The organism is Microbispora sitophila (assembly GCF_014892245.1).
In the GTDB taxonomy this organism is placed as follows: domain Bacteria; phylum Actinomycetota; class Actinomycetes; order Streptosporangiales; family Streptosporangiaceae; genus Microbispora; species Microbispora siamensis.
This window is the reverse complement of record NZ_JADBGC010000007.1, coordinates 91,165-114,455: the sequence shown is the minus strand read 5'-3', so window position 1 is coordinate 114,455 and position 23,291 is coordinate 91,165. Positions and strand designations below refer to the sequence as shown.

The window sequence follows — 23,291 nt, the reverse complement described above, 5'->3', positions numbered from 1 at the left end:
CGGATTCACCTTACTGAAGGAGTACGCCCATGACGATCGAGCACGAACAGCTCGCCGGCCTGCGAGTGCTGGTGACCGGCGGTAGCCGAGGGCTCGGGGAGGCGACGGCCCGTCGCTTCGCCGCAGCCGGCGCCATCGTGCTGACGGCCTCGCGAACCGCGCCTCCGGAAGACCTGCCCGCCATCTTCATTCCCGCCGACCTGCGGTCGGAGGAGGGGGCGACGGAGCTCGGCCGACGAGTAGTGGACAGCGTCGGAGGCATCGACGTCCTGGTCAACAACGCCGGAGCCGCAACCGGACCGATGCCGACCCTGGAGCGGTCGGACGCGTCCTGGCTCGCCGACCTGGAGATGAACCTGCTCAGCGCGGTCCGGCTTGACCGGGCCCTGGTGCCCGGGATGGTCGAGCGTGGCTTCGGCGTCGTGGTGCACGTCTCCTCCATCGCCAGCCACCTTCCCCAGCCCGCCGAGGCGTCGTACGCGGCATCGAAGGCGGCGCTCAACGCCTATAGCCGCGAGTTGGCGACGGCGGTGGGCGAGCACGGCGTACGTGTGGTGTGCGTTCTGCCGGGCTTCGTCGTCACCGAGGGAGCGGTCGATCATCTTCAGCAGATGGCCGACAGCCAGGGCGTGGGCATCGACGAGGTCAAGCAGCAGATCGTGCACCACCTGAAGGTGCCGATGGGGCGCCCCGGCGAACCCGAGGACGTCGCCGAGATGATCGCGTTCCTCGCTTCCGACCGCGCTAAATGGCTCACGGGTGCTCAGTTCCGGGTCGACGGCGGCATCATCCCCGTGGTCTGAGCCGCACCCCCGTAGGCGATTCGAGGAGAAACACCATGACCTTCAGCCTGACGTCATTGATCGTAGACGCTACGGACCTGGACAGCGAGAGCTCGTTCTGGCACGGGCTACTCGGCGGCTTGATCACGAGGACGCCGACGCACCACTTTCTGCAGATCGACGGCTTCCCCGTGATCGTGATCCAGCACGCTCAGGGGCATGTGCCGCCGCAGTGGCCCGACGGCGCCCCCCAGCAGATGCACTTCGACCTCGCCACGGACGACGTGGCGACCGCGGACAAGCGGGTGCTGGACGCCGGCGGTCGACGGCTGCGACCGACTGACGATGTCGTCGCCTCCGCTCAGCAGGGCTCGCGGGTGTACGCCAGCCCGGCGGGACACCCCTTCTGTGTTCGCTCGGCCTGACCCCGAAACCGAGCACGAACAACCGCGCCAGCGCTGTTTCCGAGACCCGCTTTGCCGACGCCGCGCCGACCGAATCGTCGAAGCACGCGGCGACGTGAAGGCCTGATGCGGATGAGAAGGGCTGTGGAAACCCGACCGGCCGTCCAGTACGGGCAAGCCAGTGCGACCGGGTGCCGATTCCGAGGCCCCGAAAGTTGGCAAACCAAGTACATCGAGGTCAAGCAATAAGAGGCGACCGACGGCGGCCCGCTCTTCTTGGTGCCCGTGTCACAGCCTGATGGGTCGCCGTGATCATGCGGTTTCAGTTAAGCAGCCGCGACAGGAACAGCACACGGCCCGGCGGTCAGCGGCCGTACGCCTCCAGCAGGCGCAGCCACACCTCGCTGACGGTGGGGAACGACGGAACCGCGTGCCACAGCCGGTCCAGCGGAACCTCGCCGACGACCGCGATCGTCGCGGCGTGCAGCAGTTCTGCGACATCCGGACCCACGAGCGTGAAGCCGACGATCACTTTCCTGTCCTCATCGACGACCATGCGGGCGTGCCCCCGGTATCCGTCGGCGTGTAGGGCGGATCCGGCGATGGCGCCCAGGTCGTAATCGACCACGCGGATCCGTATCCCGGCGGCCTCGGCCGCGGCCGCGGTCAGTCCCACCGACGCGATCTCCGGTTCGGTGAAGACCACCTGGGGCACCGCGCGCTCGTCGGCCGTGGCCACGTGCCGGCCCCAGCGGCCGTCCTCGACCGCTTCGCCCTTCGCCCGTGCCACGATGACGTCGCCGACCGCGCGGGCCTGGTATTTGCCCTGGTGGGTCAGCAGCACTCGCCGGTTGACGTCACCGGCGGCGTACAGCCACCCATCACCGATCGGCGCCCCGTCCTCCCCGACCACGCGCAGCGTGTCGTCCACCGTGAGCCAGGCACCCGGTGTCAGGCCGACGGCGCCGAGACCGATGTCCTGGGTGTTCGGTGTCCGGCCGATCGCCACCAGCACCTCGTCGGCCTCGACCTGCTCGCCGTCGGTCATCGTGATGTGCACCGTTCCGGCCTCGTCGCGGTGCACCGATGCGGCCTCCGCACCGAGGCGTACCGACACACCGGCCTCCCGCAACGACTCGGTGACCCGCTCGCCGGCGAACGGCTCGGCCAGCGGCAGCACACCGTCGCGAGCCAGCATCGTCACCGAGGACCCCAGGGCGGCGAAGGCGGTCGCCATCTCCGACGCCACCACGCCACCACCGATGACAGCGAGCCGACCGGGGACCGCGCTCGCGGCGGCCGCCTCCCGGCTGGTCCACGGCGCGGCCTCGCGCAAACCGGGAACGTCCGGCAGCAACGCGCCGCTTCCGGTCGCGACGACCACCGCATGCCGGGCCGTCAACGTGACCGGGACGCCGTCGTCGCCGGTCACCTGGACCACGCCCGCGGCCACGATCCGGCCCTGACCACGGTGCAGAGCGATCCCGGCCGAATCGAGCCAGCCGACCTGACCATCGTCCTTCCAATGCGAGGCGAAGGAATCCCGGCGGCCCAGCACCGCGGCCGCGTCGAGACCATCGGTCACCGCCTCGCGCGCCCCGGGCACCTGGCGTGCCGCCCGCAACGCCGCCGCGCTGCGCAGCAATGCCTTGGTCGGCATGCAGGCCCAGTAGGAACATTCCCCACCGACGAGCTCGCGCTCGACGACGGCGGCGCTCAGCCCACCCTGCACCACCCGGTCGGCGACGTTCTCCCCGACCGGACCGGCCCCGATGACGACGACGTCGTAGGTGTCGTCGTAAGTGTTGCTGTCCATGTCAGTTTCCCTTCGCGGCGCGGCCGAGGCGGAAGGCCGAGATGAGGAAGAAGATGCCGCCGGGGATGGCGTAGCCGGCCGCGTTGGTCAGCGTCGGGTTGGCTGCGGAGGCACCAAGGATGAACGACGCGCCGGCGAGTACCGAGATGGCGCCGCTGATGATCATCGGCCACTGACCGCCCATCTTGCGGCGGGTGACGCCCACGATCAGCTGGACCAGCCCGGCCACGATTGCCCAGGCGCCCCACACGCGCAGCACAGCCGGGATGCCGGACGCGCAGGCGATGGCCACACCGATGGCGGTGATCAGGCTGACCGCGATGTTGACGTACAGCAGGGCAGGTGATCCGGTGGCGCGCGACGCGCGGGCGTCGATGACGGCGGCGGCCACGTCGAACAGCGGATAGAGCACAAGCAGGGTGACCGCGAGCGAACCCAGGTTCGAGGCGGTCGTGAACATCGCGAGGGCCCAGACGATGGCGAACGCGAACCGGACGAAGTACAGCCGCCGCAGTGCGGACGCGGTCCCGGAAATGCCGGGCGAAGCAGCGATGGAGCTCATAATGATCCTTCTCGGAGTTTGAGTGACGAGGAGACCGCCTCGCTCGTTCCGGGAAGGCACTCCCGGCGCACCGGCGCTACTGACGGCCATGGTCGCGGCAGATGCTCGACGGAAATCCGGGCCGGCTTCACGAAGGACGGAAAGTACGAGGTCCTCCGTGCCGCGGACGCCGGACCCGCCGCCGACAGGCCGACCGCGGCGACCACGGCCGTACCGATGAACAGCGGGGCGGTGCGTACGTAAAGACGACGACCCACTGGAACAACTCTCCCGCAAGACAGAACGTTCTACCTCGCATAGCCTGCAATCTGCGGCGCGAACTGTCAAGACCGAACGTTCTACCTACTAGGATGGTCGCATGCGTAGCGAACCCGAAGGCCGGCCGTCCGAAGCGCGGTCCCGGCTGCTCGACACGGCCACCCGGCTCTTCTACGCGGAGGGCATCCACGCCGTCGGCATCGATCGCATCGTCGCCGAAGCGCAGGTGACGCGGGCCACCCTCTACCGGCACTTCCCCGGCAAGGAAGACCTTGTCCTCGCCTACCTGAACGAGGTCGACCGGGCCATGCGGGGTCAGGCGGACGAGGCCGTCGCCGCCGGACTACCGGCCGCCGACGCCATCCGGGCCCTCAGCAAGTCCATCGCCCAAAACATCCAGTCCCCCGGCTTCCGGGGATGCGCCTTCCTCAACGCTGCCGTCGAGTATCCCGACCCCGAGTCCTCGGTGCACAAGGCCGTGCTCGCCCACCGCCAATGGTTCCTGGAAACCATTACGGAACTGCTGGCCAAGATCCAGGAGACCGGCGCCGAGCCCGCCGCCCGCCACTTCGTGATGATGCGCGACGGCGCCATGGCCGCCGGCTGCCTGTTCGACCCGGTGCTGATCTGCGAGACCTTCCTACGCGGAGTCGAGAGGCTCCTGCAGGTCTATGCCGCCACCGACTACAGCGGACCGGCGGGCGCCTGAAGCCCCAGGCGCCTCCGCTCAGGAATGAAGCGGTCGAGCCCTTGCCGCCGATTGCCGGCCGGACGTCTCGGCCGACACCTCTTGTCTATGATCACGAAGTCGGCGATGTCGCCGATCTTCTTCAGGATCCGCATGAGCGCCATGAAGTTCGCCGTCCGCCACGCTCGTGGCCGCCCTGCTCGCCGTTGTCACGCTCGCGTCCCCTGCCGCTGCCAACGGCCCGGACTGGCGCGACGGCGACAACCGGTACCGCTACGTCCAGGTAACCGCCGACCGCAAGCACATCACCGTCTGCGACAGCTACGCCGACAAGACGTCCGTCTACGCCGAGTACGCCACCACGTGCGAACGGCGTCCGGCTGGTCGCCGGCAAGCTGCGCTTTGATGTTCTTCACCACGATGTCGGCACGTGTCATCTTCGGCGCGCTGCACGGCTTTCTCCCACCTATGGCATCGATGCCGCAATACAACCGTTTCGTGCCTTGCGGGCAGAAGCCCGTTCCGGGGAGCCGTAGCCCCACCAGATGTCCGGCCTCCGCCCAGGGCGTTTCCACCCGATCGCCCTCATGCCCGGAACCAGATGGTCAGAATCAGCTGCGCAGGGTCCACCGCTGGTTGGCCTGGCCGTTGCAGTCCCAGATGATCACCTGGGTGCCATTGGCGGTGCCCTGCCCGTAGGCGTCCAGGCACTTGTTGCCGTACACCTGCAGGCTCTTGCCCGAGGTGTAGGTGAACCGCTGGTTGGTGCCGCAGTCAGCGGCCGACCGGTACGGGCGGCGGCGTCCGGTTGAGTGCGGTGGAGCGGTTCAGCCCTGCTGTTGGTTCAAGGTCTTCTCAAGGGTTTGTAGCGCCGCGACACACCGTGCCTGGGTCGGGTTGCCGGCGCGCAGCGCGGTTAGCGCCCCGTCGATCGCGTTGTCCAAGGCGTGCCAGTCCTGTGGGGAGCGGGGCTTGAGGCCTGCCTCTGCGGCGTCCCAGGCCACCTCGAGGTCTTTGATCCGCGTTTTCGCGCCGGCGAGGTCGCCCTTGGCGATCAGCGCGTTGACGTCGTCGACGATGACCGCGAAGGAGGACAGATCCCCGAGCTTGGCTGACACCACCCGCCGTGCCTTTGCAGCCCCCGCCGCTGTCGAGTTCCCTGCTGCCGCACCAGGGGAGCCAGCGGATCCGGTCGCCGCCACCTTTGAGCCCGGAGTCTGGCCGGCGGCTCCGGCCGATAGCCAGCTGCCGATCCCCACGACGGCGGCGATGCCGGCGGCAGCCCACATCAGATCCGACGGCCGGCCCAGGCTCGCCCGGCCCGACTTGCCCCCGATATCCGCCGAGTGCGCGCCCGCGCGGCGGGCCCTGGTTGTGGCCACCTGCTCGCGCCCGACAAGCACGACGATAACGGCGAAGAACAACACGCTGGTCCGGGTGGCGCCGAGACCCAGACCACCGAGCGAGTGGTCCTGGGTGAGCAGATCACCGACCGCGGCGCCCAGCGGGCGGGTCAGGATGTAGGCGGCCCAGAACGCGGCCACCTGCCAGGCCTCGATCCGCCACAGCACCAGCGTGACGAGGAAGGCGCCGCCGAAGATCAGCGCACCGTTGCGGAACCCGAGACTCAACGCCTCGGTGGACAGGTCGCCGGCCGCGGTGCCCAGCGCGAAGGTGGTCAGAATGGCGCCCCAGTAGAACGCTTCCCGCCGGGGCGTGTTGATCGCCGTTATCGACAGAGTCATCTCCTGCCGGTACCAGACGGTGAAAACCACGGCGAGGAGCACCGCGAACAGCGCCGTGCTGACGTACAGACTGACCCCGAGGGTGTCGGTGAGGAAGTCGGTGATCTGCGTCCCCGAGATGCTCACCAGTACCACGGACAGCCAATAGATCCACGGGGTGTAGCGGCGGGTGGAGGCCTGCAGCACCAGGGCCGCTGCCAGGACGACGGACACCAGACCATCGGTCACTACCGGGCCCAGCCCGACATTGACTGACAGGTAGTCCGCGAACGTCTCCCCGACCGTCGTCGAAAGAATCTTGATGACCCAGAAGGTCGCGGTGACCAGGGGCACCTTGTTCGTCATTTGTCGCAGCCGAGGGGGAGCAGAGATGGTTACCATGCGCACGCTCCAGACAGGAAAGTGGACGCCGTCATCGGCAGGGTTCGTTGGTACTGCACCCAGCAGGACTCGCCAGACCAGATGCCGTTCGCGCGAGTAGTGGTAAGCGAGTGGAAGCCGCCTCGTGTTTCTCCGGTGAGCAACTCGATCCGCTTCGCGTCAGGGCGGAGGAAAGTAGCTGAACGACGAGGCTTTCTGGCCGCGGTTCCGGTTTTCTTCACGATCGAGCACCGTGGCGCCTGGCACGAGTGCCGAGCGAGTTGGTCAAGGTGCCCACTCTGACGATGCCCGCCAGGACGCACAGTGTCAGAAAGCACAGTGTCAGGCATTGGCGTGAACGCATGGGGCAACGGTAGGAGGGCGATGATTAACGCCCGCTTAGCGCGAGATAAGCCGCGTTCTTACCCCATGGGTGCCGTTCAGGCCGGCGTCAGCAGTCGCCGGCGGTTGAGGAGGGCCACTCCCAGGGCACACCCGCATCCCAGCGCCACGAAGGCCGTCCACGGCAGCCATCTGTACGGGGATTCCCAGATCAGACCGGTGAGCAGGTTGCCCACGGCGGTCGCGACGCCGGACACGGTCGAATAGAGGCCGTAGTGCGTGGCGACGAGACGCCCGCGCGACAGCCGTACGATGACGTCCATCTCGAACGGGCAGATCAGCATCGTGCCCACGGCCAGTAGGGCCGCGCCGGCCAGCATCGGCAGCATCGCGAGATGTTCGGCCACCTCCTCGTCGAGGACGGAGGGCACGACGGGCTGCGGAAACGCGACCAGAGGCACGAACGCCAGCGCCATCACCACGAGACCGGCCGCCAGGCAGCGCGGCGGTGACCACCGCTTCGCCGCCCACGCACCCACCCGTCCCTGCAACGCGATCGCCAGCACCGCCGACAGCGCGAACAGCTCGCCCATCCCGAAGTCCTGTTCGGGCCCGAGCGTGCGGCCCATGACCAGCGGCACTGTGACGTAGATCTGAAACGGCAGCAGGTACGATCCGGCCATTGCGAGGGAGAAGACGAGGAAGCGGCGATCCCGCAGGACGCTTCGCCATCCGGCGCGGTCCTCCCTGGGGGCCGTGGCGGCGACGGCGGGTAGCGCGACCGCCTGGACCATGGTGAGGACGGCGAACACCGCGGCGGCGACGAGCGCGACCAGGCGGAAGTCCAGCGTGGCCAGCACCAGCCCGGCCAGCGGGCCGAGCAGCAGCCCGGCCTGCCCAGCCACGTTGAAACGGCCGAACAGGATGGTCCTGCGGTCACCGGCGACCGTCGCCAGCATGGTGCGTATCCCCGGGTCGAACAGCGCGCCCGCGAATCCGGTCGCCGCCGAGGCCAGCACCAGCGCCGGCACCCTGTCGGCGAACGCGAGCAGTCCGAACCCCGCGGACCTCAACGCGCAGCCGGTCACGACGGCGGCTCGGCACCCGAACCGGTCGGCCAGATGCCCGCCGACCAGCGCCAGCCCGCGCTGGCTCGCGTTGCGGATCCCCAGGATCAGTCCCACCGCCGACGCGGTCAGGCCGAGGCCGTGTGTGAGGTGCCCCGCGAGGTACGGCATCAGCAGGGTGAAGCCGAACTTGATGGAGAACTGGCTGGTCAGCAGGAGCCGGACAAGATTGCTGTCACTCATAGTGATAGGGAGGTTACTCATCGTTCGGTTAGCGTCCCGCTTACCTTCGCGGGGCCACCATGGGCGGATGAGGTCGTTGCGCAGCCGTCTGCTCACCACGATCACGGGTGTGGCCGTGCTGGCCGTCTCCTTGTTCGCGGTGCCGCTGGCCGTGGCCGTCGCCCGGCTCTACCACGACGGAGCGATCGAGTCACTGGAAATGGAGGCGACGTGGGTGGCCTCCACCTTCTCCGGCCCCGCCCCGGTTTCGCTCCCCACCGGTCTTCCCTCCGATATGACCGTCGGCGTCTACACGACAGATGGACGGCGGATCCTGGGCTCGGGCCCTGCCCGGTCGCCGCTCAAAGAGGGTGTCGAGGGTGATGCCCTCATCGCCACCGCGCCCATCCCGTTCGACGAGACGCCGGGGGTGGTGAGGGTCGCCACCTCGTACGACACGGTGGTCGGCAAGACGCACATCGCGTGGCTCGTCATGGCCGGGCTGGCCGTATTCGTGATCGGGTTGGCCGTCGCGTTCGCACGGCGTCAGTCGGCGAGGCTCGCCGCGCCGCTGGAGGATCTGACACGTTCCGCGCAGGCCCTCGGTGACGGCGACTTCACGATCCGGGCGCCGCGATCCAATGTGCGGGAGGCCGACCAGGCCGGGCTCGCGCTGGAAGCCACCGCCCGCAGGCTCGGTGACGTGCTCGATCGTGAGCGCGCCTTCAGCGCCAACGTCTCCCACCAGCTCCGCACCCAGCTCACCGGGATGATGCTCGGGCTGGAGGCGGCCCTGGCCCGGCCGGACGCCGCCCTCGCCGACGCCGTCCACACCGCTCTCGGGCGAGGCGAGCGGCTGCAGACCGTGATCGACGACCTCGTGCGGCTCACTCGTGACAACCGGACCGGGTCGGCGCCGCTCGACGTCCCCGCCGTGCTCGATGAAGTCAGGGAGTGCTGGCAGGGCCCGCTCGCCGCCCAGGGGCGCCGGCTGACGGTCAGCGTGCCGGATGACCTGCCCCCCGTCGACGCCTCCGCCGCGGCGGTGCGGCAGATCTTGCGCGTGCTGCTCGACAACGCTCTGGTCCACGGCGAGGGCGAGGTCACCGTCGAGGCGACGGACCTCGCCGACGGCATCGCGATCGAGGTCGCCGACCGCGGGCCGGGAGTCCGCGAGGGTGTGGACGTGTTCGCCCGGCGCGCGGCCGACGGGCACGGCATCGGCCTGGCGCTGGCCCGCTCACTGGCTGAGGCCGAGGCGGGCCGCCTGGTCCTGCGCAGGACCGCTCCGCCGGTCTTCAGCCTTCTGCTGTCTCCGGCAGCTCATACCGGTAGCCCCGTCCCCGTACCGTGACGATCCGCTGCGGATCCTCGCCGTGATCGATGAGTTTGCGGCGGAGCGCGAACACGTGCACGTCGAGCGTCTTGGTCGGCCCGAACCAGTTGACGTCCCACACCTCGTCCATCAAATCCTCGCGGGAGACGACCTCACCGGCGCGGGATGCCAGCGCCGTCAGCAGGTCGAACTCCTTGGGCCGCAGCGCCACCTCGTCGCCCGCGACGTACGCCCTGCGAGCCGGCAGGTCGAGACTGAGCCGCCCCACCTTCAAGGTCCGATCGTCGTCCCGAGGCGCCGCCTGACGACGCAAATGGGCTCGAATCCTGGCCAGCAGCTCGGTCAGCCGGAACGGCTTGGTCAGATAGTCGTCCGCCCCCGCGTCGAGCGCCACGACCACCTCGAACTCCTCGGTGCGCGCAGTCAGCACCACGATCACCGCCTGCGGCAGAACCGCCCGCAACCGGCGGCACACGGTGACACCGTCATCGTCCGGCAGCCCCAGGTCCAGCAGCACCAGATCGGGCATCACCGCAACGCCCAGATCGAGCGCCCTCGCCCCCGTGGCCGCGAGGTCGGTGCGGTAGCCCGCGACGGTCAGCACCGACTCCAGCTCCGGCCCGATCACCGGATCGTCCTCCACCACAAGCACCCGTGCCATGCACCCAGCCTTACACCATGTCAGACGCCGATGAACTCCAACAGCAGGTGTAGGTCATCCAGGGCGGCTCTGCCGACAGTTCGTGTTCGATGACGACCAGGTCGTCATGGGCGGGCATACAGGCGGCCCGCTGGGCCGCGGCGGCCAGTGAGCGGGCGCGGGTCCACAGCATGCGGCCGGCGGCGAGTACGGCACCGCCGAGCAGAAGACCTGCGACCACGGCGACCGACGCCTGGGTGGGGTCGTCCCGCTGGACGGTGTTGACAGACCAGTGCCCGAGGTCGGCGTCAGCCCTCGTAGGGCTGCATCAATGCCGAGCAGCTCTACCAGGAGATCAAGACCATGGGCTACCGCGGCAAGGCCACCATGGTGCGCCAGCTCGTGCGGCCCTGGAGGTCTCAGACCACCTTGCCCTGCCGCCGCCATCCCCGCCGACCGTCCGCCAGGCCACCGGCTGGTTCCTCCGCCACCCCGACACCCTCGAGGTCGACGAGCACCAGCACCTGCAGACCTTTGCAGACGCCTGTCCGGGGGCGCGTCGCGCCGGTAGCGCTGCCCCCAGTTCCCGCCTCGTTGTCGTCCTTCGAGTGCAGGCGGGCGGCGTACGGGACTGCGGGTTCCGGTTGCTGCGGCGATCACCTTCATCGCTACCGCATGGTTTTGGTCAGGCGGTAGCGCGAGGGCGGGATGCCGTACCTATCGAGGAAGTTCTGACGGAGGCTTTCCGTCGTGCCGAAGCCGCAACGGGCCGCGATGGCGGCCATGGGCAGGGAGGTGGAGACGAGGAGATGGGCGGCGGCCTCGGTGCGGGCCCGGCGTACGAACCGGCCCGGGCTCTGGCCCAGGTGCCTGAGGAACAGGCGGGTGAGATGCCGCTCGCTCACGCCCGCATCGGCCGCCAGGGAGGCCGTGGTCAGGTCGCCGTCCAGGTGGCCCGTGATGTGGTCCACGACGCGCTTGACCAGGCTGTCGCTTGGCGGCGGGCCTTCTGTGAACATACTCATCTGGGCCTGGTTGCCGGGTCGCTGCAGGTAGGCCACCAGGTAGCGGGCCACCTCCCGGGCGAGCGGGGTCCCGTGATCCTCTTCGATGAAAGCGAGGGTGAGGTCGAGGGCGCTTGTGACCCCGGCGGCCGTGACGATGTTGCCGTCGCGGATGAAGATCGGCTCAGCGTCGACGGTGATTTCCGGGTGACGGGTGGCGAGCACGTACCCGTACTTCCAGTGAGTGGTGGCCCGACGCCCGTCGAGCAGGCCCGCGGCGGCCAGTACCGCCGCGCCCGTGCACACCGAGGCGACGCGGCGACTCTCCCGGGCCAGGCGGCGGACGTGGCCGACGATCACTTGGCTGGCGGCGGCGTCTTCGTGCCCGATTCCTCCCGACACCACGAGTGTGTCCAGCGGTCCGGTGATGTGCTCGAGGGCCTGCTGCCCCTGCAGCGTCAACCCGCTCGCGCACGTGATGGGCAGGCCTGACGGGGTGGCCAGGCACACGTCGTAGAGCGGTACGGCGCCGTGCAGGTTCGCCATTATCAGGCTGGACGTCACGCATGAAATGTCCAGCAACTCCGCCGCATGGTATCCGAGCACGACCACACGTCGTTGCGTCATGGCATGACTCTACGTCGGAAAGACACACAGCCAAGACTTCCGGACCTGTTACCGGCGCCCTCATTGGCGCTTTCTCAAGCCGCCGGGAGAGTTGAGCCAGGCCTCGGACGGAGCCCAATACGCGCCCTGGTGCCGAGTCTCTGGAATGGGAATTCCAAAACCCTCCGAGAAAGGACCGAAATGTCAGCTGAGTCGCGATTCCAGGTAAGCACTGGATCCGCACGCCGCGCTCTTCGTTCGAGTGTCGCCGCCGCGCTGGGACTGGCCGTACTCCTCATCGGCCCTCCTGCTGCCGCAGCGCAGGGCGACCCGATCGCGGATGCGCTCGCCCGAGTGGCGGACGGTACCTACACGAACGAGGATCTGGAGTTGCTCAAATCCGATCCGGAGATCGCCGCGCAGGTCCCGGATCCCACGAAGCCTGACGAGTCCAGTACATCCACGAACGACGACGCGAGCACGCACGCCATTTGCGGTGCGTACGCGGACGTCTGGTTCCGCAAGCGGAGCCTGCTCGGGTCGACCATATACGTGTGGCATCACCGCGTCGTCTACTGCCGCGACGGCTCTCGGGTGACCTCCTGGCAGAATCGCTACGACTACCTGAGCGATGCTCAGAGCATGGTTTATATGCGGGAGTTGCAGGTCAACCAAGCGGGTGGGATCGGGACGACATCGGCATGGTCGCATCTGCAGCGCCATCTGGAGTACTGCGTGATCAAGTACGGATGCTATGCCAGCATGAAGCCGTGGTCGCGTATCACCGTCCACGGGAACGCGACGTACAGCTACACGGGTTCGGCGGGATGAGCCGGCGATCGTCCGGGCGCGACGGGGTGAGCGTCCGGCTCTGAGCGGCGCTCCTGGCGGAATCGCGACCGGTCAGGACATCAGGCGCAGGTGAACGCCGGCTGCCTTTGTTCGCTTTGCAGCGGACCTCGGCAGCCGGCGTTTCCGCTCGTCCCGGGAATGCTCCGCGCCGACGTCAGCCGGCTTTCGAGGAAGCTAACGGCGGCCCGGAGGACTCGCCGTGGTCGGTGTGGCCGGCGCCGGTTAGCGGCCGAGGGCGGGTAAGGTCGGCCCACTGCAACGGCCACGGCGGGTACGTGGACTCGCTGGGGTGGTGCTCGTTGCAGCGACTACGGTGCCCGTGATGGAACTGGAGCGTGGCCAGGCGAGGAAACAGAGCGCCTCGGCGGTCTGCGCGGGCTGGGCCACCCGGCCGAGCATGGGTGGGGTCATGTCCGCACGATGCACGCGAGGAGCGCCAGCTTGTCGGCACTGTCGGTGCCGGGGTCCGGGTGGAGGACGACGAGTGTCTGGCCTGTCGCGCCGCTGACGCCCAATCTCTCCCGGTTCAGCCACAGGCCACCGACCTGGGGGTGGTCGATGTGCTTGGGTGTGCCTTCGCACGTGTTCACGTCGTGGCGGGCCCAGAGCCTGCTGAAGCGAGGGCTGGCGAGGGAGAGTTCGCCGACGAGTTCGATGAATCGGGGGTCGTCGGTGTCGGTGCCGACGGACTCGCGGAAGCCGGCGACCATGCCCTGTGCGGCGTCCTCCCAGTCCGGGTAGAGGGCCTGCTCGGCGGGGTCCAGGAACACGTCCCGCAGGCGGTTGCCCCCCGCCACGAGTCGCGGCGACAGAGCGGTCGCCAGCGCATTGGCGGCGAGGACGTCGAAGTAGCGGCCCTCGACGTACGCGGGGAGCGGGAGCGTGGCGACGAGCTTGGCGATGCCGGGAGGGACGGTTTCCTTCCGGGGCCGCCGTCGCCGCCGGGGTTTTCCCGCTCCAAGGCGTAGCAGGTAGGCCGTCGCGTCGTCGTCGAGCAGCAGCACGCGGGCGAGGGACTCGAGGACCTGCGCGGAGGGGTTGCGGTCGCGGCCCTGTTCCAGGCGCAGGTAGTAGTCGGCGCTGATGCCGGCGAGCATCGCGACCTCCTCCCGGCGCAGGCCCGGCACGCGCCGTACGCCCACGGAGGGGATGCCGGCCTGTTCAGGAGTGACGAGCTCCCGGCGGGCGCGTACGTAATCGCCCAGAAGGTTGGATTCGTCGCTCATGTCCTCACTGTAATTCGCGCACTTTCGTCGTGCCTGGTCCTGTCACCCCCAGGATCGTGGGGGCTCTGGCTCTGTCGGCGGGTGAGCGGAAACCTCACTTCCCGGGACGAACGCCGGCGAAATCGGCTGGTGGTCCCTTCGGCAAACGAGGAGCTACACCATGTCAACATTTCTGCTCGTACACGGGGCCTGGCACAGCGGGCAGTGCTGGGAGCGGGTGGTCCCGTTGCTGGCATCGGCCGGGCATCGGGTGGTCGCGCCGTCGCTGACCGGCTTCGGCGACAAGGCGCATCTGCTCGGCCCCGAGGTAGGGCTGGACACGCACGTCGACGACATCGTCAGGCTGATCACCGAGGAGGACCTCGCCGACGTGATCCTGGTGGGCCACAGCTACGCCGGGCTGGTCATCTCGTCCGCCGCCAACCGGATCCCGGATCGGATCGCCCATCTGGTCTATCTCGACGCGATGGTCCCGGAGGACGGCGAGAGCGCGGTCGATGTGCATCCCATGACCCAGGCCCTCATCGACCGCGCCGCGGAGTCCGAGGTCGGCTGGCGGATCCCGCCGATGCCCGAGTTGCCGCCGCCCCTGGGCCTGTTCGGGGTCACCGACCCGGCGGACATGGCGTGGCTGCGGACGATGTTGTCGGATCAGCCGGTGCTCTGCTTGCGGCAACCGGTCCGGCTGGACAACCCGGCCGTGCACACGATTCCGCGGACGCACATCCACTGCGTCGCCGGCGTGCCGGAGGGCATCGAGCGGCGGCCCGTCCCGGCGATACAGCCCAACGGCAGCCCGGCACAGGTGTGGGAACTGGAGACGGGCCACGACTGCATGATCACCATGCCGGCCGAGCTCACCGAACTGCTGCTCAAGCTGGGCTGACCCGCCCGTTCGAGCCGCGCGGGCCGCTTCCGGCAGCCCCGGCCCGGGTCGGTGTGGTCACTCACCCTGCGCCTGACGTGCGGCCTGCTCGGTGACGCGTTCGATGGCCTGTACGGCGACGTCGGGCTGGTCGACGTAGATGTAGTGGCCGCTGTTCTTGGCCGTGCTCAGCTTGCTGTCGCTGGACAGCGCGAGCCACTTGTGCTGGCCCGCGGCCCACGCCTTCTCCAGGCGCGGCCCGTACTTGGGGACGGCCGCGAGGTACTGCTTGCCGTGCTGGATCACCTCCACCGGGATGTTCCCGGCGGAACGGACCTCGCCGTCGGTGACGACGAGCTTCTCCGGGTTCTCACCCTTGAACACCGCGAGGTTCTGTGCGCGCAACTCGGCCGCCGGGCCCGTGGCGGACTCGGGGATCGCCTTCGTGATGTCGTCCAGCATGGTGGACGGGGTGGCGTCCATCAGGACCAGCCCCTTGACCCTGTCCTGGTGGTCGGGCGCGTACCTGGCGGCGATCAGCCCGCCCAGCGAGTGCCCGGCCAGGACGACCGGGCCGTCGCCGGCGACGCGGTCGAGCACCCCGGTCAGGATCTTCCCGGTGCTGGAGAAGCTCTGCGGGCCCTCGGGCTGGTCGCTCGCGCCCGCGCCGAGCCGGTCGTAGGAACAGACCCGGTTCTGCTTGCTCAGCGTCTTCTGGATGGCGGCCAGCTTGTCCAGCCCATCACCTGCCCCGTGCATCAGGATGATGACCGGCCTGCCCTTCTCCGGGGTGCCCGAACAGGACACGTTCACCGACCGGCCCGCGACATCGATCTTCTCGGTCCCGGAGATCGGGGCGGCATCGGCCGTCCGCGTGGCGGGGGCGAGGGGATCCCAGTTCTCCAGCGAGTCGCCGTCGCAGCCCGCAACCGCCACACCGAGCACGGTGCAGCACAGCGCGGCCACAACGGGTGTCTTGATCCTGCCGAGCATGAGGTCCTCCAGTGAGGGGGTCGACGCCGGGGTGATGATGCGCACGGCGGTGTAGCGGGAGAAGTGAACGGGGCGCCGTGGCTGCGTCGTAACGCTACGGATCGGGGCGGTCCGGGATCGTCCCCGCACGGTGGACATTCGCCGGTAGCTCGCGCGGGGGACAAGCGTGGTCTGCCGGGGAGGGCCCGGGGCCCTTCTTGCCGGACACACACCGGGTGCGTTACCAGTGTGACGCGACATGTTGGGTGTGACTTTTCCTCGCCCCCTATATATGGTGGTCGCTGCAGCTGGTTCGTCCGTCCATCCAGGGCGGCCGAGGCAAGAGGGAACCCGGTGGGAGTCCGGGACTGCCCCGCAGCGGTGAGTGGGAACGACCGTTGTCACACGCACTGGATCCGGCCTACGAGCGGATCTGGGAAGCGACAACCAGTAGGCAATGCGGCAACCTGGCCGCGCCGCCCACGAGTCCGAAGACCTGCCAGCGCGCCGCGCACCGCGTGAACGGGTGTGCGGCTGGTCGGAGGCCGCGCGGGACGGCCGATGGCTCTGGCGCGCCGCTTTCGCGTGCTCGCGCCGGCATGCCTCCTGCGCGCTGCCTCGGACCTTGGGGACCGAGCGCGAGGAGAGAGCTGTGACGGTCACAGGGGTGTCACCGGACGGGGTGTCGTCGGTGGACGCCGAGCGGCAGGTGTCGATGCCGCGACGAGTGCAGATGCACGTACGCAAGCGCAACGGGGCGAGCGAGCCGGTCGACGTCAACAAGATCGTCCGAGCGGTGGAGCGCTGGGCGGACGATCTCACCGACGTCGATCCGCTCCGTGTGGCGACCAAGACGATCAGCGGCCTGTACGACGGGGCCACCACCGCCGAGCTGGATCGGCTGTCCATCCAGACCGCGGCGGAGATGATCGGCGAGGAGCCGCAGTACTCGCGGCTGGCCGCCCGGCTGCTGGCCGGCTACATCGACAAGGAGGTCCGCGGCCAGGGAGTGGCCTCCTTCAGCCAGGCGATCCGGCTGGGACACGCACAGGGGCTGATCGGCGATGCCACGGCCGACTTCGTGGCCGCGAACGCCCGCAAGCTCGACGACGCGATCGACCCCAGGGGCGACCTCCGGTTCGAGTACTTCGGCCTGCGCACGGTGTACGACCGTTACCTGCTGCGCCATCCCTCCACCCGGCTGGTGCTGGAGACCCCGCAGTATTGGCTGCTGCGCGTGGCGTGCGGCCTGGCGACCACACCGGCCGAGGCGATCGGGTTCTACCGGCTGATGTCGTCGCTGGCCTACCTGCCCAGCTCGCCGACGCTGTTCAACTCGGGGACGCGGCACACCCAGATGTCCTCCTGCTACCTGGTCGACTCCCCACGCGACGAGCTGGGCTCGATCTACGAGCGGTACGCGCAGGTGGCGCACCTGTCGAAGTTCGCCGGAGGGATCGGCATCTCCTGGTCGCGGGTGCGTTCGCGGGGGGCGCTCATCCGGGGCACGAACGGGCACTCCAACGGCATCGTGCCGTGGCTGCGCACCCTCGACGCGTCGGTGGCCGCCGTCAACCAGGGCGGCCGCCGCAAGGGCGCGGCCTGCGTCTACCTGGAGACCTGGCACCCCGACATCGAGGAGTTCCTCGAACTGCGCGACAACACCGGCGAGGACGCCCGCCGCACCCACAACCTCAACCTCGCCAACTGGATCCCGGACGAGTTCATGCGGCGGGTCGAAGCCGACGCGATGTGGTCGCTGTTCGACCCGGACGAGGTCCCGGAGCTGCCCGATCTGTGGGGAGAGGACTTCGACGCCGCCTACCGTGCGGCCGAGGCCGCCGGCCGGTACGTCCGTCAGGTCAAGGCCAGGGACCTGTACGGCAAGATGATGCGCACGCTGGCCCAGACCGGCAACGGCTGGATGGCCTTCAAAGACGCGTCCAACCGGCTGTGCAACCAGACCGCCGAGCCCGGCAACGTGGTGCACCTGTCCAACCTGTGCACGGAGATCCTCGAGGTGTCCAGCGACACGGAGACCGCCGTGTGCAACCTCGGCTCGGTCAACCTCGCCGCGCACCTCGCCACGCACCGGGCCGGAACCGAGATGGACTGGGAGCGGCTGCGCGCCACCGTGCGCACCGCGGTCACCTTCCTCGACCGCGTCATCGACATCAACTACTACCCGAGCCCGCAGGCCGCGGCCAGCAACCCCCGCTGGCGCCCCGTCGGCCTCGGCGTGATGGGCCTCCAGGACGTCTTCTTCGCGCTTCGGATGCCGTTCGACTCTCCCCAGGCGAAGGACCTGTCCACCCGCATCGCCGAGGAGATCTATCTGACGGCGTTGGAGACCTCGGCAGACCTGGCCGCGAAGGCGGGCCCTCATCCGGCCTTCCAGCAGACCTGGGCCGCCCGCGGGCTCCTGCAGCCCGACCTGTGGAAGGTCACCGGTGCTCAGGACGAGCGCTGGACGGCGCTTCGTGAGCGGATCGCCGAGCACGGGCTGCGCAACTCACTGCTCATCGCGATCGCGCCCACCGCGACCATCGCGTCCATCGCCGGCTGCTACGAGTGCATCGAGCCGCAGGTGTCCAACCTCTTCAAGCGCGAGACCCTCAGCGGCGAGTTCCTCCAGATCAACAGCGCGCTCGTGGCGGAGTTGAAGGCGCGCGGCCTGTGGAACGAGGAGATCAGGACCGCCATCAAGCGGGCCGACGGCTCGGTCCAGGGGATCGAGGCACTCCCGGCGGAGCTGCGCGAGCTGTTCCGCACGGCGTGGGAGCTGCCGCAGCGAGCGCTCATCGACATGGCCGCCGCGCGGGCGCCGTACATCGATCAGAGCCAGTCGCTCAACCTGTTCATGAGCGCGCCGACCATCGACAAGCTCTCCTCGATGTACCTGTACGCCTGGAAGAGCGGCCTGAAGACCACCTACTACCTGCGGTCGCGTCCCGCCACACGGATCCAGCAGGCGACGGTGTCCCTCGCGTCGCAGAAGGCGCAGCCGGAGCGAACGGTCTCCGGGAAGGCGGCGATGACCGCTGAGGCGCTCGCCTGCTCGCTGGAGAACCCGGAGTCGTGCGAAGCGTGCCAGTGAGCACGCCCCCTGGAAATCCAGAACCGCCACGCATTACCCGAAAGGCGAGAGTCATGACCACCAACCCCGAGACTCTGATGCTGCTCGACCCGGGAATGAGCCTCACCCTGAGGCCGATGCGCTACCCGCGCTTCTTCGACCGCTACCGGGACGCGATCAAGAACACCTGGACGGTGGAGGAGGTGGACCTGCACTCCGACCTCAAGGACCTGGACCGGCTCTCCCCCGCCGAGCGGCATCTGGTCAGCCGCCTGGTCGCCTTCTTCGCCACCGGCGACACGATCGTGGCCAACAACCTGGTGCTCAACCTCTACCAGCACATCAACGCCCCCGAGGCCCGCCTCTACCTGTCCCGGCAGCTGTTCGAGGAGGCCGTCCACGTCCAGTTCTACTTGAACCTGCTGGACACCTACGTACCCGACGAGGACGAGCGGTTCGCGGCGTTCGCGGCGGTCGAGAACATCCCCTCCATCCGGCGCAAGGCCGACTTCTGTTTCCGCTGGATCGACTCGATCTTCGAGCTGCGCGAGCTGCGTACCCGGGAGGACCGGCGGGCCTTCCTGCTCAACCTGATCTGCTTCGCCGCGTGCATCGAGGGTCTGTTCTTCTACGGGGCCTTCGCCTACGTGTACTTCCTGCGCTCGCGTGGCCTGCTCAACGGTCTCGCCTCGGGCACCAACTGGGTGTTCCGCGATGAGTCCATGCACATGGCCTTCGCCTTCGACGTGGTGGAAACGGTCCGCCAGGAGGAGCCGGGGCTGTTCGACGAGGAGATGGCGAACCAGGTCCGCGAGATGCTCGCCGAGGCGGTGGAGTGCGAGGTCCAGTTCGCGGAGGACCTGCTCGGCGGCGGAGTGCCCGGCATGTCGATCGCCGACATGCGGGCCTATCTGGAGCACGTCGCCGATCGCCGGCTGGCCCAGCTGGACATCCCGCCGCTGTACGGGGCGAAGAACCCGTTCGCCTTCATGGAGTTGCAGGACGTCCAGGAGCTCTCGAACTTCTTCGAGCGGCGGGTGTCGGCGTATCAGGTGGGCGTGACCGGCACCGTCAGCTTCGACGCCGACTTCTGATCGCCTCAAGGCGCGCGACGCCACGTGGCGGCGCCGCTGGCGCAGCGCTTGTGGCGTCTCTATGGCGTCACATCAGTAGGCATATCGGGATTGATATGACGCCATCGTGATGTCATGATGGCGTCATGGATCTTGCGCCTTATGTCGATCACCTCCGGCGCGAACTCGCGATGGTTGCCGGAGCGGGCGGCGAGGAAGCTCGTGCTCTGGCCGAGCGCCTCGCCGCGACGCTCGAATCGGCCACCCGGCTCGCGCTGTTGGAGGCTCTGTCCGCCGCGGCGGACGAGATCACCCAGGACCTCGCACCGGGCTCGGTCGAGGTGCGACTGCGCGGGCGCGACCCTGGTTTCGTCGTGACGCCGCCCCCACAGAGCGCCCGCTCGTTCGAGGGGGAGGGAGAGACCGGGCAGGTCGAGAGAGCGCCCGCCCCTCCACCACCGCCGGACGCCGACGAGGGCGGGACGTCCCGGATCTCACTCCGGATTCCCGAGCACCTCAAGCCGCGCATCGAGGAGGCGGCGACACGTGAGGGGCTGTCGGTCAACGCCTGGCTGGTCCGCGCCGTCGCCGCCGCCCTCGATCCCGGCAACGCCGGTCGCCGCTCCGGCCGGCGCCCGGCACAGCAGACCGGCAACCGCTACAGCGGTTGGGTGCGCTGATGACCGGCGACAAGGAGGCCCGAATGCGGACCTTCGAGACAGCACGCCCCATCCTCGCCGTCCTCGACATGGCGACCGGCACCGTCCGGATCAACGCGAGCGACCGCACCGACACCGTCGTCGAAGTCCGCCCGAGCGACGAACTCAACGACGCCGACGTACAGGCCGCCCGGCATACCCAGGTGGACTACGCCGATGGCAGGCTCCTCGTGCGGACCGACAAGGAGCACGCGGGCTCCGCCTCCGGCTGGGGCCTCTCGCTCGGCAAGCTCGTCGAATCGCCCACGAACTGGGCGCGTTCGCTGCTGCTCGGCCCGGGCTCGGCCGACGTGACGATCGACCTGCCGGCCGGGTCCCGTCTTGACGCCAAGACGGCGGGAACCGTCCTGTGCCGGGGACCGCTCGGCGAGGTGACGCTCACCACCTCCTACGGCGACATCCGGATCGAACAGGCCGGTCGGCTACGGGTGAAGAGCACCCACGGCGACATCTCGGTCACCCGCGTGTCCGGGCACGCCGAGGTCACCACGACCCACGGCAGTATCCACATAGGCGAGGTCGACGGCACCGCCGCGGTCAGGACCTCCCACGGCGCCGTCCGCATCCGCGAGGTGACCGGCGAACTGCGGCTGAACAGCGCCCACGGCGACATCACCGTCGACCGCGCCCTGGCCGGCGTCGCCGCCAAGACCGCGTACGCCGGTGTGCGGATCGGCGAGGTGGTGTCCGGCTCGATCGTCATGGAGACCACCGGCGGCGGCCTGGATCTCGGGATCCGGGAGGGCACCGCCGCCTGGCTGGACGTGAGCTCCACGTACGGCGCCGTGGACGTCTCCCTCGACCCCAGCGACGGCCCCGGCCGGACAGACCGGATCGTCGAGGTGCGGACCCACACCACCTACGGCGACGTCGTCATTCACCGTTCCTGACAACCGAGGAGATTCCCATGCCAGACGCGATCGTGGCCGAGGGCTTGGTCAAGAGATACGGCGACGTGGCCGCCCTCGACGGAATGGAGCTGACCGTTCCCGAGGGGGCGGTGTTCGGGTTGCTCGGCCCGAACGGCGCCGGCAAGACCACCACGGTGCGAATCCTCACCACGCTGCTCAAGCCGGACGCCGGACGCGCCATGGTGGCCGGGTTCGACGTCGTCCGTGACGCCCACCGGCTGCGTGCGCACATCGGTGCCTCCGGCCAGTACGCCGCCGTGGACGACCACCTCACCGGCGCCGAGAACCTGGAGATGGTCGGCCGCCTCTACCACCTGGGCACCAGGAACAGCAGGCAGCGCGCCCGCGAGCTGCTGGACCGCTTCGATCTGACCGACGCGGCCGACCGGCCCGTGCGAGGCTACTCCGGCGGCATGCGACGCCGGCTCGACCTGGCCGGCGCGCTGGTCGCCAACCCGCCCGTGCTGTTCCTCGACGAGCCCACCACCGGCCTGGACCCCCGGGCCAGGATCGGACTGTGGGACGTCATCGCCGAGCTCGTCGCGGGAGGCACGACGGTTCTGCTCACCACCCAGTACCTGGAGGAGGCCGACCGGCTCGCCGACCGCATCGCGGTGGTCGACCACGGACGCGTGATCGCACTCGGCACGGCCGACGAGCTGAAGGACCAGGTCGGCGGCGACCGGATTCAGCTGTCGGTGACGAGCACGGCGAACCTGGAGAGCGCCGCCAGGACGCTGGCGCCGCTGGCCGTCGGGGACATGCAGATCGACGCCGCCGCTTTGCAGGTGACGATTCCGGTGGCCGGTGGCGCGGCCACACTGACCAAGGCGCTCGGCCACCTGGCTGCCGAGCGGATCGCCGTACGCGATGCCGGCCTGCGCAGGCCGACCCTGGACGACGTGTTCCTGAGCCTCACGGGACACCAGCCCGACGAGAAGACCAAGGAGACCGCTCGATGAACACCCTGCGGCTGGCCGTCGCCGACGGCGTGACGATCACCAAGCGCAACGCCCTGAAGATCCGGCGAGCCCCCGACCTGCTGGGCGGCGTGGTCATGCTCCCGATCGTGTTCGTGCTGCTGTTCACCTACGTCTTCGGCAGCATGATCAGCCTGCCCGGTATGTCGTACGGGGAGTACCTGCTCCCCGGGATCTTCGTCATGACCATCGTGACCAGTGCCCAGATCACCGGCTACACGCTGACCCAGGACCTGCAGAAGGGCGTCTTCGACCGGTTCCGTACCTTGCCGATGTCGCCCACGGCAGTGCTGACCGGCCAGACCGTCAGCGACGTGATCATGAACGTGACCAGCATCGCCACCATGGCGCTCGTGGGGCTGCTCGTCGGATGGCGCGTCCACAGCTCGCCCTTCGAGGCCGCCCTCGGGTTCCTGATGCTGCTGCTGTTCGCGTACGCCTTCTCCTGGGTGACGGCCACGGTCGCGCTGGCCCTGCGTACGCCCGAGGTCTTCAACAACATCGCCACCATCATGTCGTTCCCGCTGGTCTTCCTGTCCAACGCCTTCGTCGACAGCACGCGGCTGCCCGGACCGCTGAAGCCGATCGCCGAATGGAACCCGGTCTCCACACTCGTCCAGGCCGCACGCGAACTGTTCGGCAACACCAGCCCGGCCATCCCCGTGCCCGGCGCATGGCCGCTGCGGCATGCGGTGCCGGTGTCGCTGCTGTGGTCGGTCCTGCTCCTGGCCGTGTTCGTGCCGCTGGCCACGCGGCTGTACAAGAGAGCCGTCAGTCAATGAGCC

The 23,291-nt window shown here is 68.9% G+C and carries 22 protein-coding genes, 1 pseudogene and 1 riboswitch; of the genes and pseudogenes, 13 read left to right on the top strand and 10 right to left on the bottom strand.

Annotated features, from left to right (window positions below; translation table 11 throughout):
• Positions 1–29: 29 nt before the first annotated feature.
• Together IL992_RS14550 and IL992_RS14545 are read left to right on the top strand one after the other, a co-directional pair.
• Complete coding sequence (locus IL992_RS14550; RefSeq protein ID WP_193203894.1) at positions 30–803, top strand: oxidoreductase; 774 nt, start codon at positions 30–32, stop codon at positions 801–803.
• Between the two features lie 35 nt (positions 804–838).
• Positions 839–1,207: a VOC family protein gene (locus IL992_RS14545; protein WP_193203893.1), complete on the top strand. Its 369-nt coding sequence runs from the start codon at positions 839–841 to the stop codon at positions 1,205–1,207.
• Between the two features lie 343 nt (positions 1,208–1,550).
• Here IL992_RS14545 and IL992_RS14540 read toward each other — a convergent pair whose 3' ends face one another.
• Positions 1,551–3,002: a dihydrolipoyl dehydrogenase family protein gene (locus tag IL992_RS14540; protein ID WP_193203892.1), complete on the bottom strand. Its 1,452-nt coding sequence runs from the start codon at positions 3,000–3,002 to the stop codon at positions 1,551–1,553.
• Between the two features lies 1 nt (position 3,003).
• Complete coding sequence (locus IL992_RS14535) at positions 3,004–3,564, bottom strand: hypothetical protein (RefSeq protein WP_193203891.1); 561 nt, start codon at positions 3,562–3,564, stop codon at positions 3,004–3,006.
• A 358-nt stretch (positions 3,565–3,922) separates the two neighbouring features.
• Here IL992_RS14535 and IL992_RS14530 point away from each other — a divergent pair, with 358 nt between their 5' ends.
• Both IL992_RS14530 and IL992_RS14525 read left to right on the top strand, forming a co-directional pair.
• Positions 3,923–4,531 carry a TetR/AcrR family transcriptional regulator gene (locus IL992_RS14530; protein WP_193203890.1) on the top strand — a complete coding sequence of 203 codons (609 nt, stop codon included), beginning with the start codon at positions 3,923–3,925 and terminating at the stop codon, positions 4,529–4,531.
• A 166-nt stretch (positions 4,532–4,697) separates the two neighbouring features.
• Entirely contained in the window at positions 4,698–4,916 is a 219-nt protein-coding gene (locus IL992_RS14525) for a hypothetical protein (protein WP_193203889.1), read from the top strand.
• A gap of 205 nt (positions 4,917–5,121) precedes the next feature.
• Here IL992_RS14525 and IL992_RS14520 read toward each other — a convergent pair.
• From IL992_RS14520 to IL992_RS14510, 3 genes and pseudogenes are all read right to left on the bottom strand, one after another.
• A pseudogene (locus IL992_RS14520) lies at positions 5,122–5,274 on the bottom strand (ricin-type beta-trefoil lectin domain protein); the annotation flags it as partial.
• Between the two features lie 63 nt (positions 5,275–5,337).
• On the bottom strand, positions 5,338–6,600 hold the full coding sequence (locus IL992_RS14515; protein ID WP_226872962.1) for a COG4705 family protein: 1,263 nt from the start codon (positions 6,598–6,600) through the stop codon (positions 5,338–5,340).
• Between the two features lie 455 nt (positions 6,601–7,055).
• Complete coding sequence (locus tag IL992_RS14510; protein WP_226872961.1) at positions 7,056–8,267, bottom strand: MFS transporter; 1,212 nt, start codon at positions 8,265–8,267, stop codon at positions 7,056–7,058.
• Between the two features lie 67 nt (positions 8,268–8,334).
• Here IL992_RS14510 and IL992_RS14505 point away from each other — a divergent pair, with 67 nt between their 5' ends.
• Complete coding sequence (locus IL992_RS14505) at positions 8,335–9,600, top strand: HAMP domain-containing sensor histidine kinase (RefSeq protein WP_193203886.1); 1,266 nt, start codon at positions 8,335–8,337, stop codon at positions 9,598–9,600.
• Here the strand turns inward: IL992_RS14505 and IL992_RS14500 are convergent.
• The 3 genes from IL992_RS14500 to IL992_RS14490 all read right to left on the bottom strand — a co-directional run bounded on the left by IL992_RS14500 (position 9,545) and on the right by IL992_RS14490 (position 11,853).
• Positions 9,545–10,243 carry a response regulator transcription factor gene (locus IL992_RS14500; RefSeq protein WP_193203885.1) on the bottom strand — a complete coding sequence of 233 codons (699 nt, stop codon included), beginning with the start codon at positions 10,241–10,243 and terminating at the stop codon, positions 9,545–9,547. The two genes, IL992_RS14505 and IL992_RS14500, sit on opposite strands and share 56 nt — an antisense overlap.
• A gap of 10 nt (positions 10,244–10,253) precedes the next feature.
• On the bottom strand, positions 10,254–10,463 hold the full coding sequence (locus IL992_RS14495; RefSeq protein WP_193203884.1) for a hypothetical protein: 210 nt from the start codon (positions 10,461–10,463) through the stop codon (positions 10,254–10,256).
• A gap of 427 nt (positions 10,464–10,890) precedes the next feature.
• Positions 10,891–11,853 (bottom strand): GlxA family transcriptional regulator, encoded by a 963-nt coding sequence (locus IL992_RS14490; protein WP_193203883.1) that lies wholly within the window; start codon positions 11,851–11,853, stop codon positions 10,891–10,893.
• Between the two features lie 180 nt (positions 11,854–12,033).
• Between IL992_RS14490 and IL992_RS14485 the strand changes: the two genes are divergently transcribed.
• Positions 12,034–12,663, top strand: a complete 630-nt coding sequence (locus tag IL992_RS14485; protein ID WP_193203882.1) for a hypothetical protein — start codon at positions 12,034–12,036, stop codon at positions 12,661–12,663.
• A gap of 428 nt (positions 12,664–13,091) precedes the next feature.
• On the opposite strand, the gene IL992_RS14480 is transcribed toward IL992_RS14485, so the two are convergent.
• The gene (locus IL992_RS14480; protein WP_193203881.1) at positions 13,092–13,910 is read right to left on the bottom strand and encodes a helix-turn-helix domain-containing protein; all 819 of its coding nucleotides are present in this window, start codon (positions 13,908–13,910) and stop codon (positions 13,092–13,094) included.
• 160 nt (positions 13,911–14,070) lie between these two features.
• Here IL992_RS14480 and IL992_RS14475 point away from each other — a divergent pair, with 160 nt between their 5' ends.
• Entirely contained in the window at positions 14,071–14,796 is a 726-nt protein-coding gene (locus tag IL992_RS14475) for an alpha/beta fold hydrolase (RefSeq protein WP_193203880.1), read from the top strand.
• 57 nt (positions 14,797–14,853) lie between these two features.
• Here IL992_RS14475 and IL992_RS14470 read toward each other — a convergent pair whose 3' ends face one another.
• Positions 14,854–15,813: an alpha/beta fold hydrolase gene (locus tag IL992_RS14470; RefSeq protein WP_319018542.1), complete on the bottom strand. Its 960-nt coding sequence runs from the start codon at positions 15,811–15,813 to the stop codon at positions 14,854–14,856.
• Between the two features lie 225 nt (positions 15,814–16,038).
• A riboswitch (cobalamin riboswitch) is annotated at positions 16,039–16,265 on the top strand.
• Positions 16,266–16,399: 134 nt separating this feature from the next.
• Here IL992_RS14470 and IL992_RS14465 point away from each other — a divergent pair.
• The 6 genes from IL992_RS14465 to IL992_RS14440 all read left to right on the top strand — a co-directional run bounded on the left by IL992_RS14465 (position 16,400) and on the right by IL992_RS14440 (position 23,288).
• Complete coding sequence (locus tag IL992_RS14465) at positions 16,400–18,844, top strand: ribonucleoside-diphosphate reductase subunit alpha (RefSeq protein ID WP_319018541.1); 2,445 nt, start codon at positions 16,400–16,402, stop codon at positions 18,842–18,844.
• Positions 18,845–18,897: 53 nt separating this feature from the next.
• Positions 18,898–19,917: a ribonucleotide-diphosphate reductase subunit beta gene (locus IL992_RS14460; RefSeq protein WP_226872960.1), complete on the top strand. Its 1,020-nt coding sequence runs from the start codon at positions 18,898–18,900 to the stop codon at positions 19,915–19,917.
• 125 nt (positions 19,918–20,042) lie between these two features.
• Positions 20,043–20,576: a toxin-antitoxin system HicB family antitoxin gene (locus tag IL992_RS14455; RefSeq protein ID WP_193203879.1), complete on the top strand. Its 534-nt coding sequence runs from the start codon at positions 20,043–20,045 to the stop codon at positions 20,574–20,576.
• 23 nt (positions 20,577–20,599) lie between these two features.
• Complete coding sequence (locus IL992_RS14450) at positions 20,600–21,505, top strand: DUF4097 family beta strand repeat-containing protein (protein WP_193203878.1); 906 nt, start codon at positions 20,600–20,602, stop codon at positions 21,503–21,505.
• A gap of 17 nt (positions 21,506–21,522) precedes the next feature.
• A complete protein-coding gene (locus tag IL992_RS14445; RefSeq protein WP_193203877.1) occupies positions 21,523–22,488 on the top strand; it encodes an ATP-binding cassette domain-containing protein in 966 nt (321 codons plus the stop codon).
• Positions 22,485–23,288, top strand: coding sequence for an ABC transporter permease (locus IL992_RS14440; protein ID WP_193203876.1), 804 nt, complete (start codon positions 22,485–22,487; stop codon positions 23,286–23,288). Before IL992_RS14445 ends, IL992_RS14440 begins: the two co-directional genes overlap by 4 nt.
• The last annotated feature ends 3 nt before the right edge of the window (positions 23,289–23,291 follow it).

Coding starts and splice junctions, on each gene's coding strand:
- IL992_RS14530 (WP_193203890.1), top strand. CDS start 3,923: ATGCGTAGCGAACCCGAAGGCCGGCCGTCCGAAGCGCGGTCCCGGCTG.
- IL992_RS14535 (WP_193203891.1), bottom strand. CDS start 3,564: ATGAGCTCCATCGCTGCTTCGCCCGGCATTTCCGGGACCGCGTCCGCA.
- IL992_RS14550 (WP_193203894.1), top strand. CDS start 30: ATGACGATCGAGCACGAACAGCTCGCCGGCCTGCGAGTGCTGGTGACC.
- IL992_RS14505 (WP_193203886.1), top strand. CDS start 8,335: ATGAGGTCGTTGCGCAGCCGTCTGCTCACCACGATCACGGGTGTGGCC.
- IL992_RS14475 (WP_193203880.1), top strand. CDS start 14,071: ATGTCAACATTTCTGCTCGTACACGGGGCCTGGCACAGCGGGCAGTGC.
- IL992_RS14515 (WP_226872962.1), bottom strand. CDS start 6,600: ATGACGAACAAGGTGCCCCTGGTCACCGCGACCTTCTGGGTCATCAAG.
- IL992_RS14485 (WP_193203882.1), top strand. CDS start 12,034: ATGTCAGCTGAGTCGCGATTCCAGGTAAGCACTGGATCCGCACGCCGC.
- IL992_RS14450 (WP_193203878.1), top strand. CDS start 20,600: ATGCGGACCTTCGAGACAGCACGCCCCATCCTCGCCGTCCTCGACATG.
- IL992_RS14480 (WP_193203881.1), bottom strand. CDS start 13,910: ATGAGCGACGAATCCAACCTTCTGGGCGATTACGTACGCGCCCGCCGG.
- IL992_RS14500 (WP_193203885.1), bottom strand. CDS start 10,243: ATGGCACGGGTGCTTGTGGTGGAGGACGATCCGGTGATCGGGCCGGAG.
- IL992_RS14545 (WP_193203893.1), top strand. CDS start 839: ATGACCTTCAGCCTGACGTCATTGATCGTAGACGCTACGGACCTGGAC.
- IL992_RS14445 (WP_193203877.1), top strand. CDS start 21,523: ATGCCAGACGCGATCGTGGCCGAGGGCTTGGTCAAGAGATACGGCGAC.
- IL992_RS14455 (WP_193203879.1), top strand. CDS start 20,043: ATGGATCTTGCGCCTTATGTCGATCACCTCCGGCGCGAACTCGCGATG.
- IL992_RS14440 (WP_193203876.1), top strand. CDS start 22,485: ATGAACACCCTGCGGCTGGCCGTCGCCGACGGCGTGACGATCACCAAG.
- IL992_RS14460 (WP_226872960.1), top strand. CDS start 18,898: ATGACCACCAACCCCGAGACTCTGATGCTGCTCGACCCGGGAATGAGC.
- IL992_RS14490 (WP_193203883.1), bottom strand. CDS start 11,853: ATGACGCAACGACGTGTGGTCGTGCTCGGATACCATGCGGCGGAGTTG.
- IL992_RS14540 (WP_193203892.1), bottom strand. CDS start 3,002: ATGGACAGCAACACTTACGACGACACCTACGACGTCGTCGTCATCGGG.
- IL992_RS14510 (WP_226872961.1), bottom strand. CDS start 8,267: ATGAGTGACAGCAATCTTGTCCGGCTCCTGCTGACCAGCCAGTTCTCC.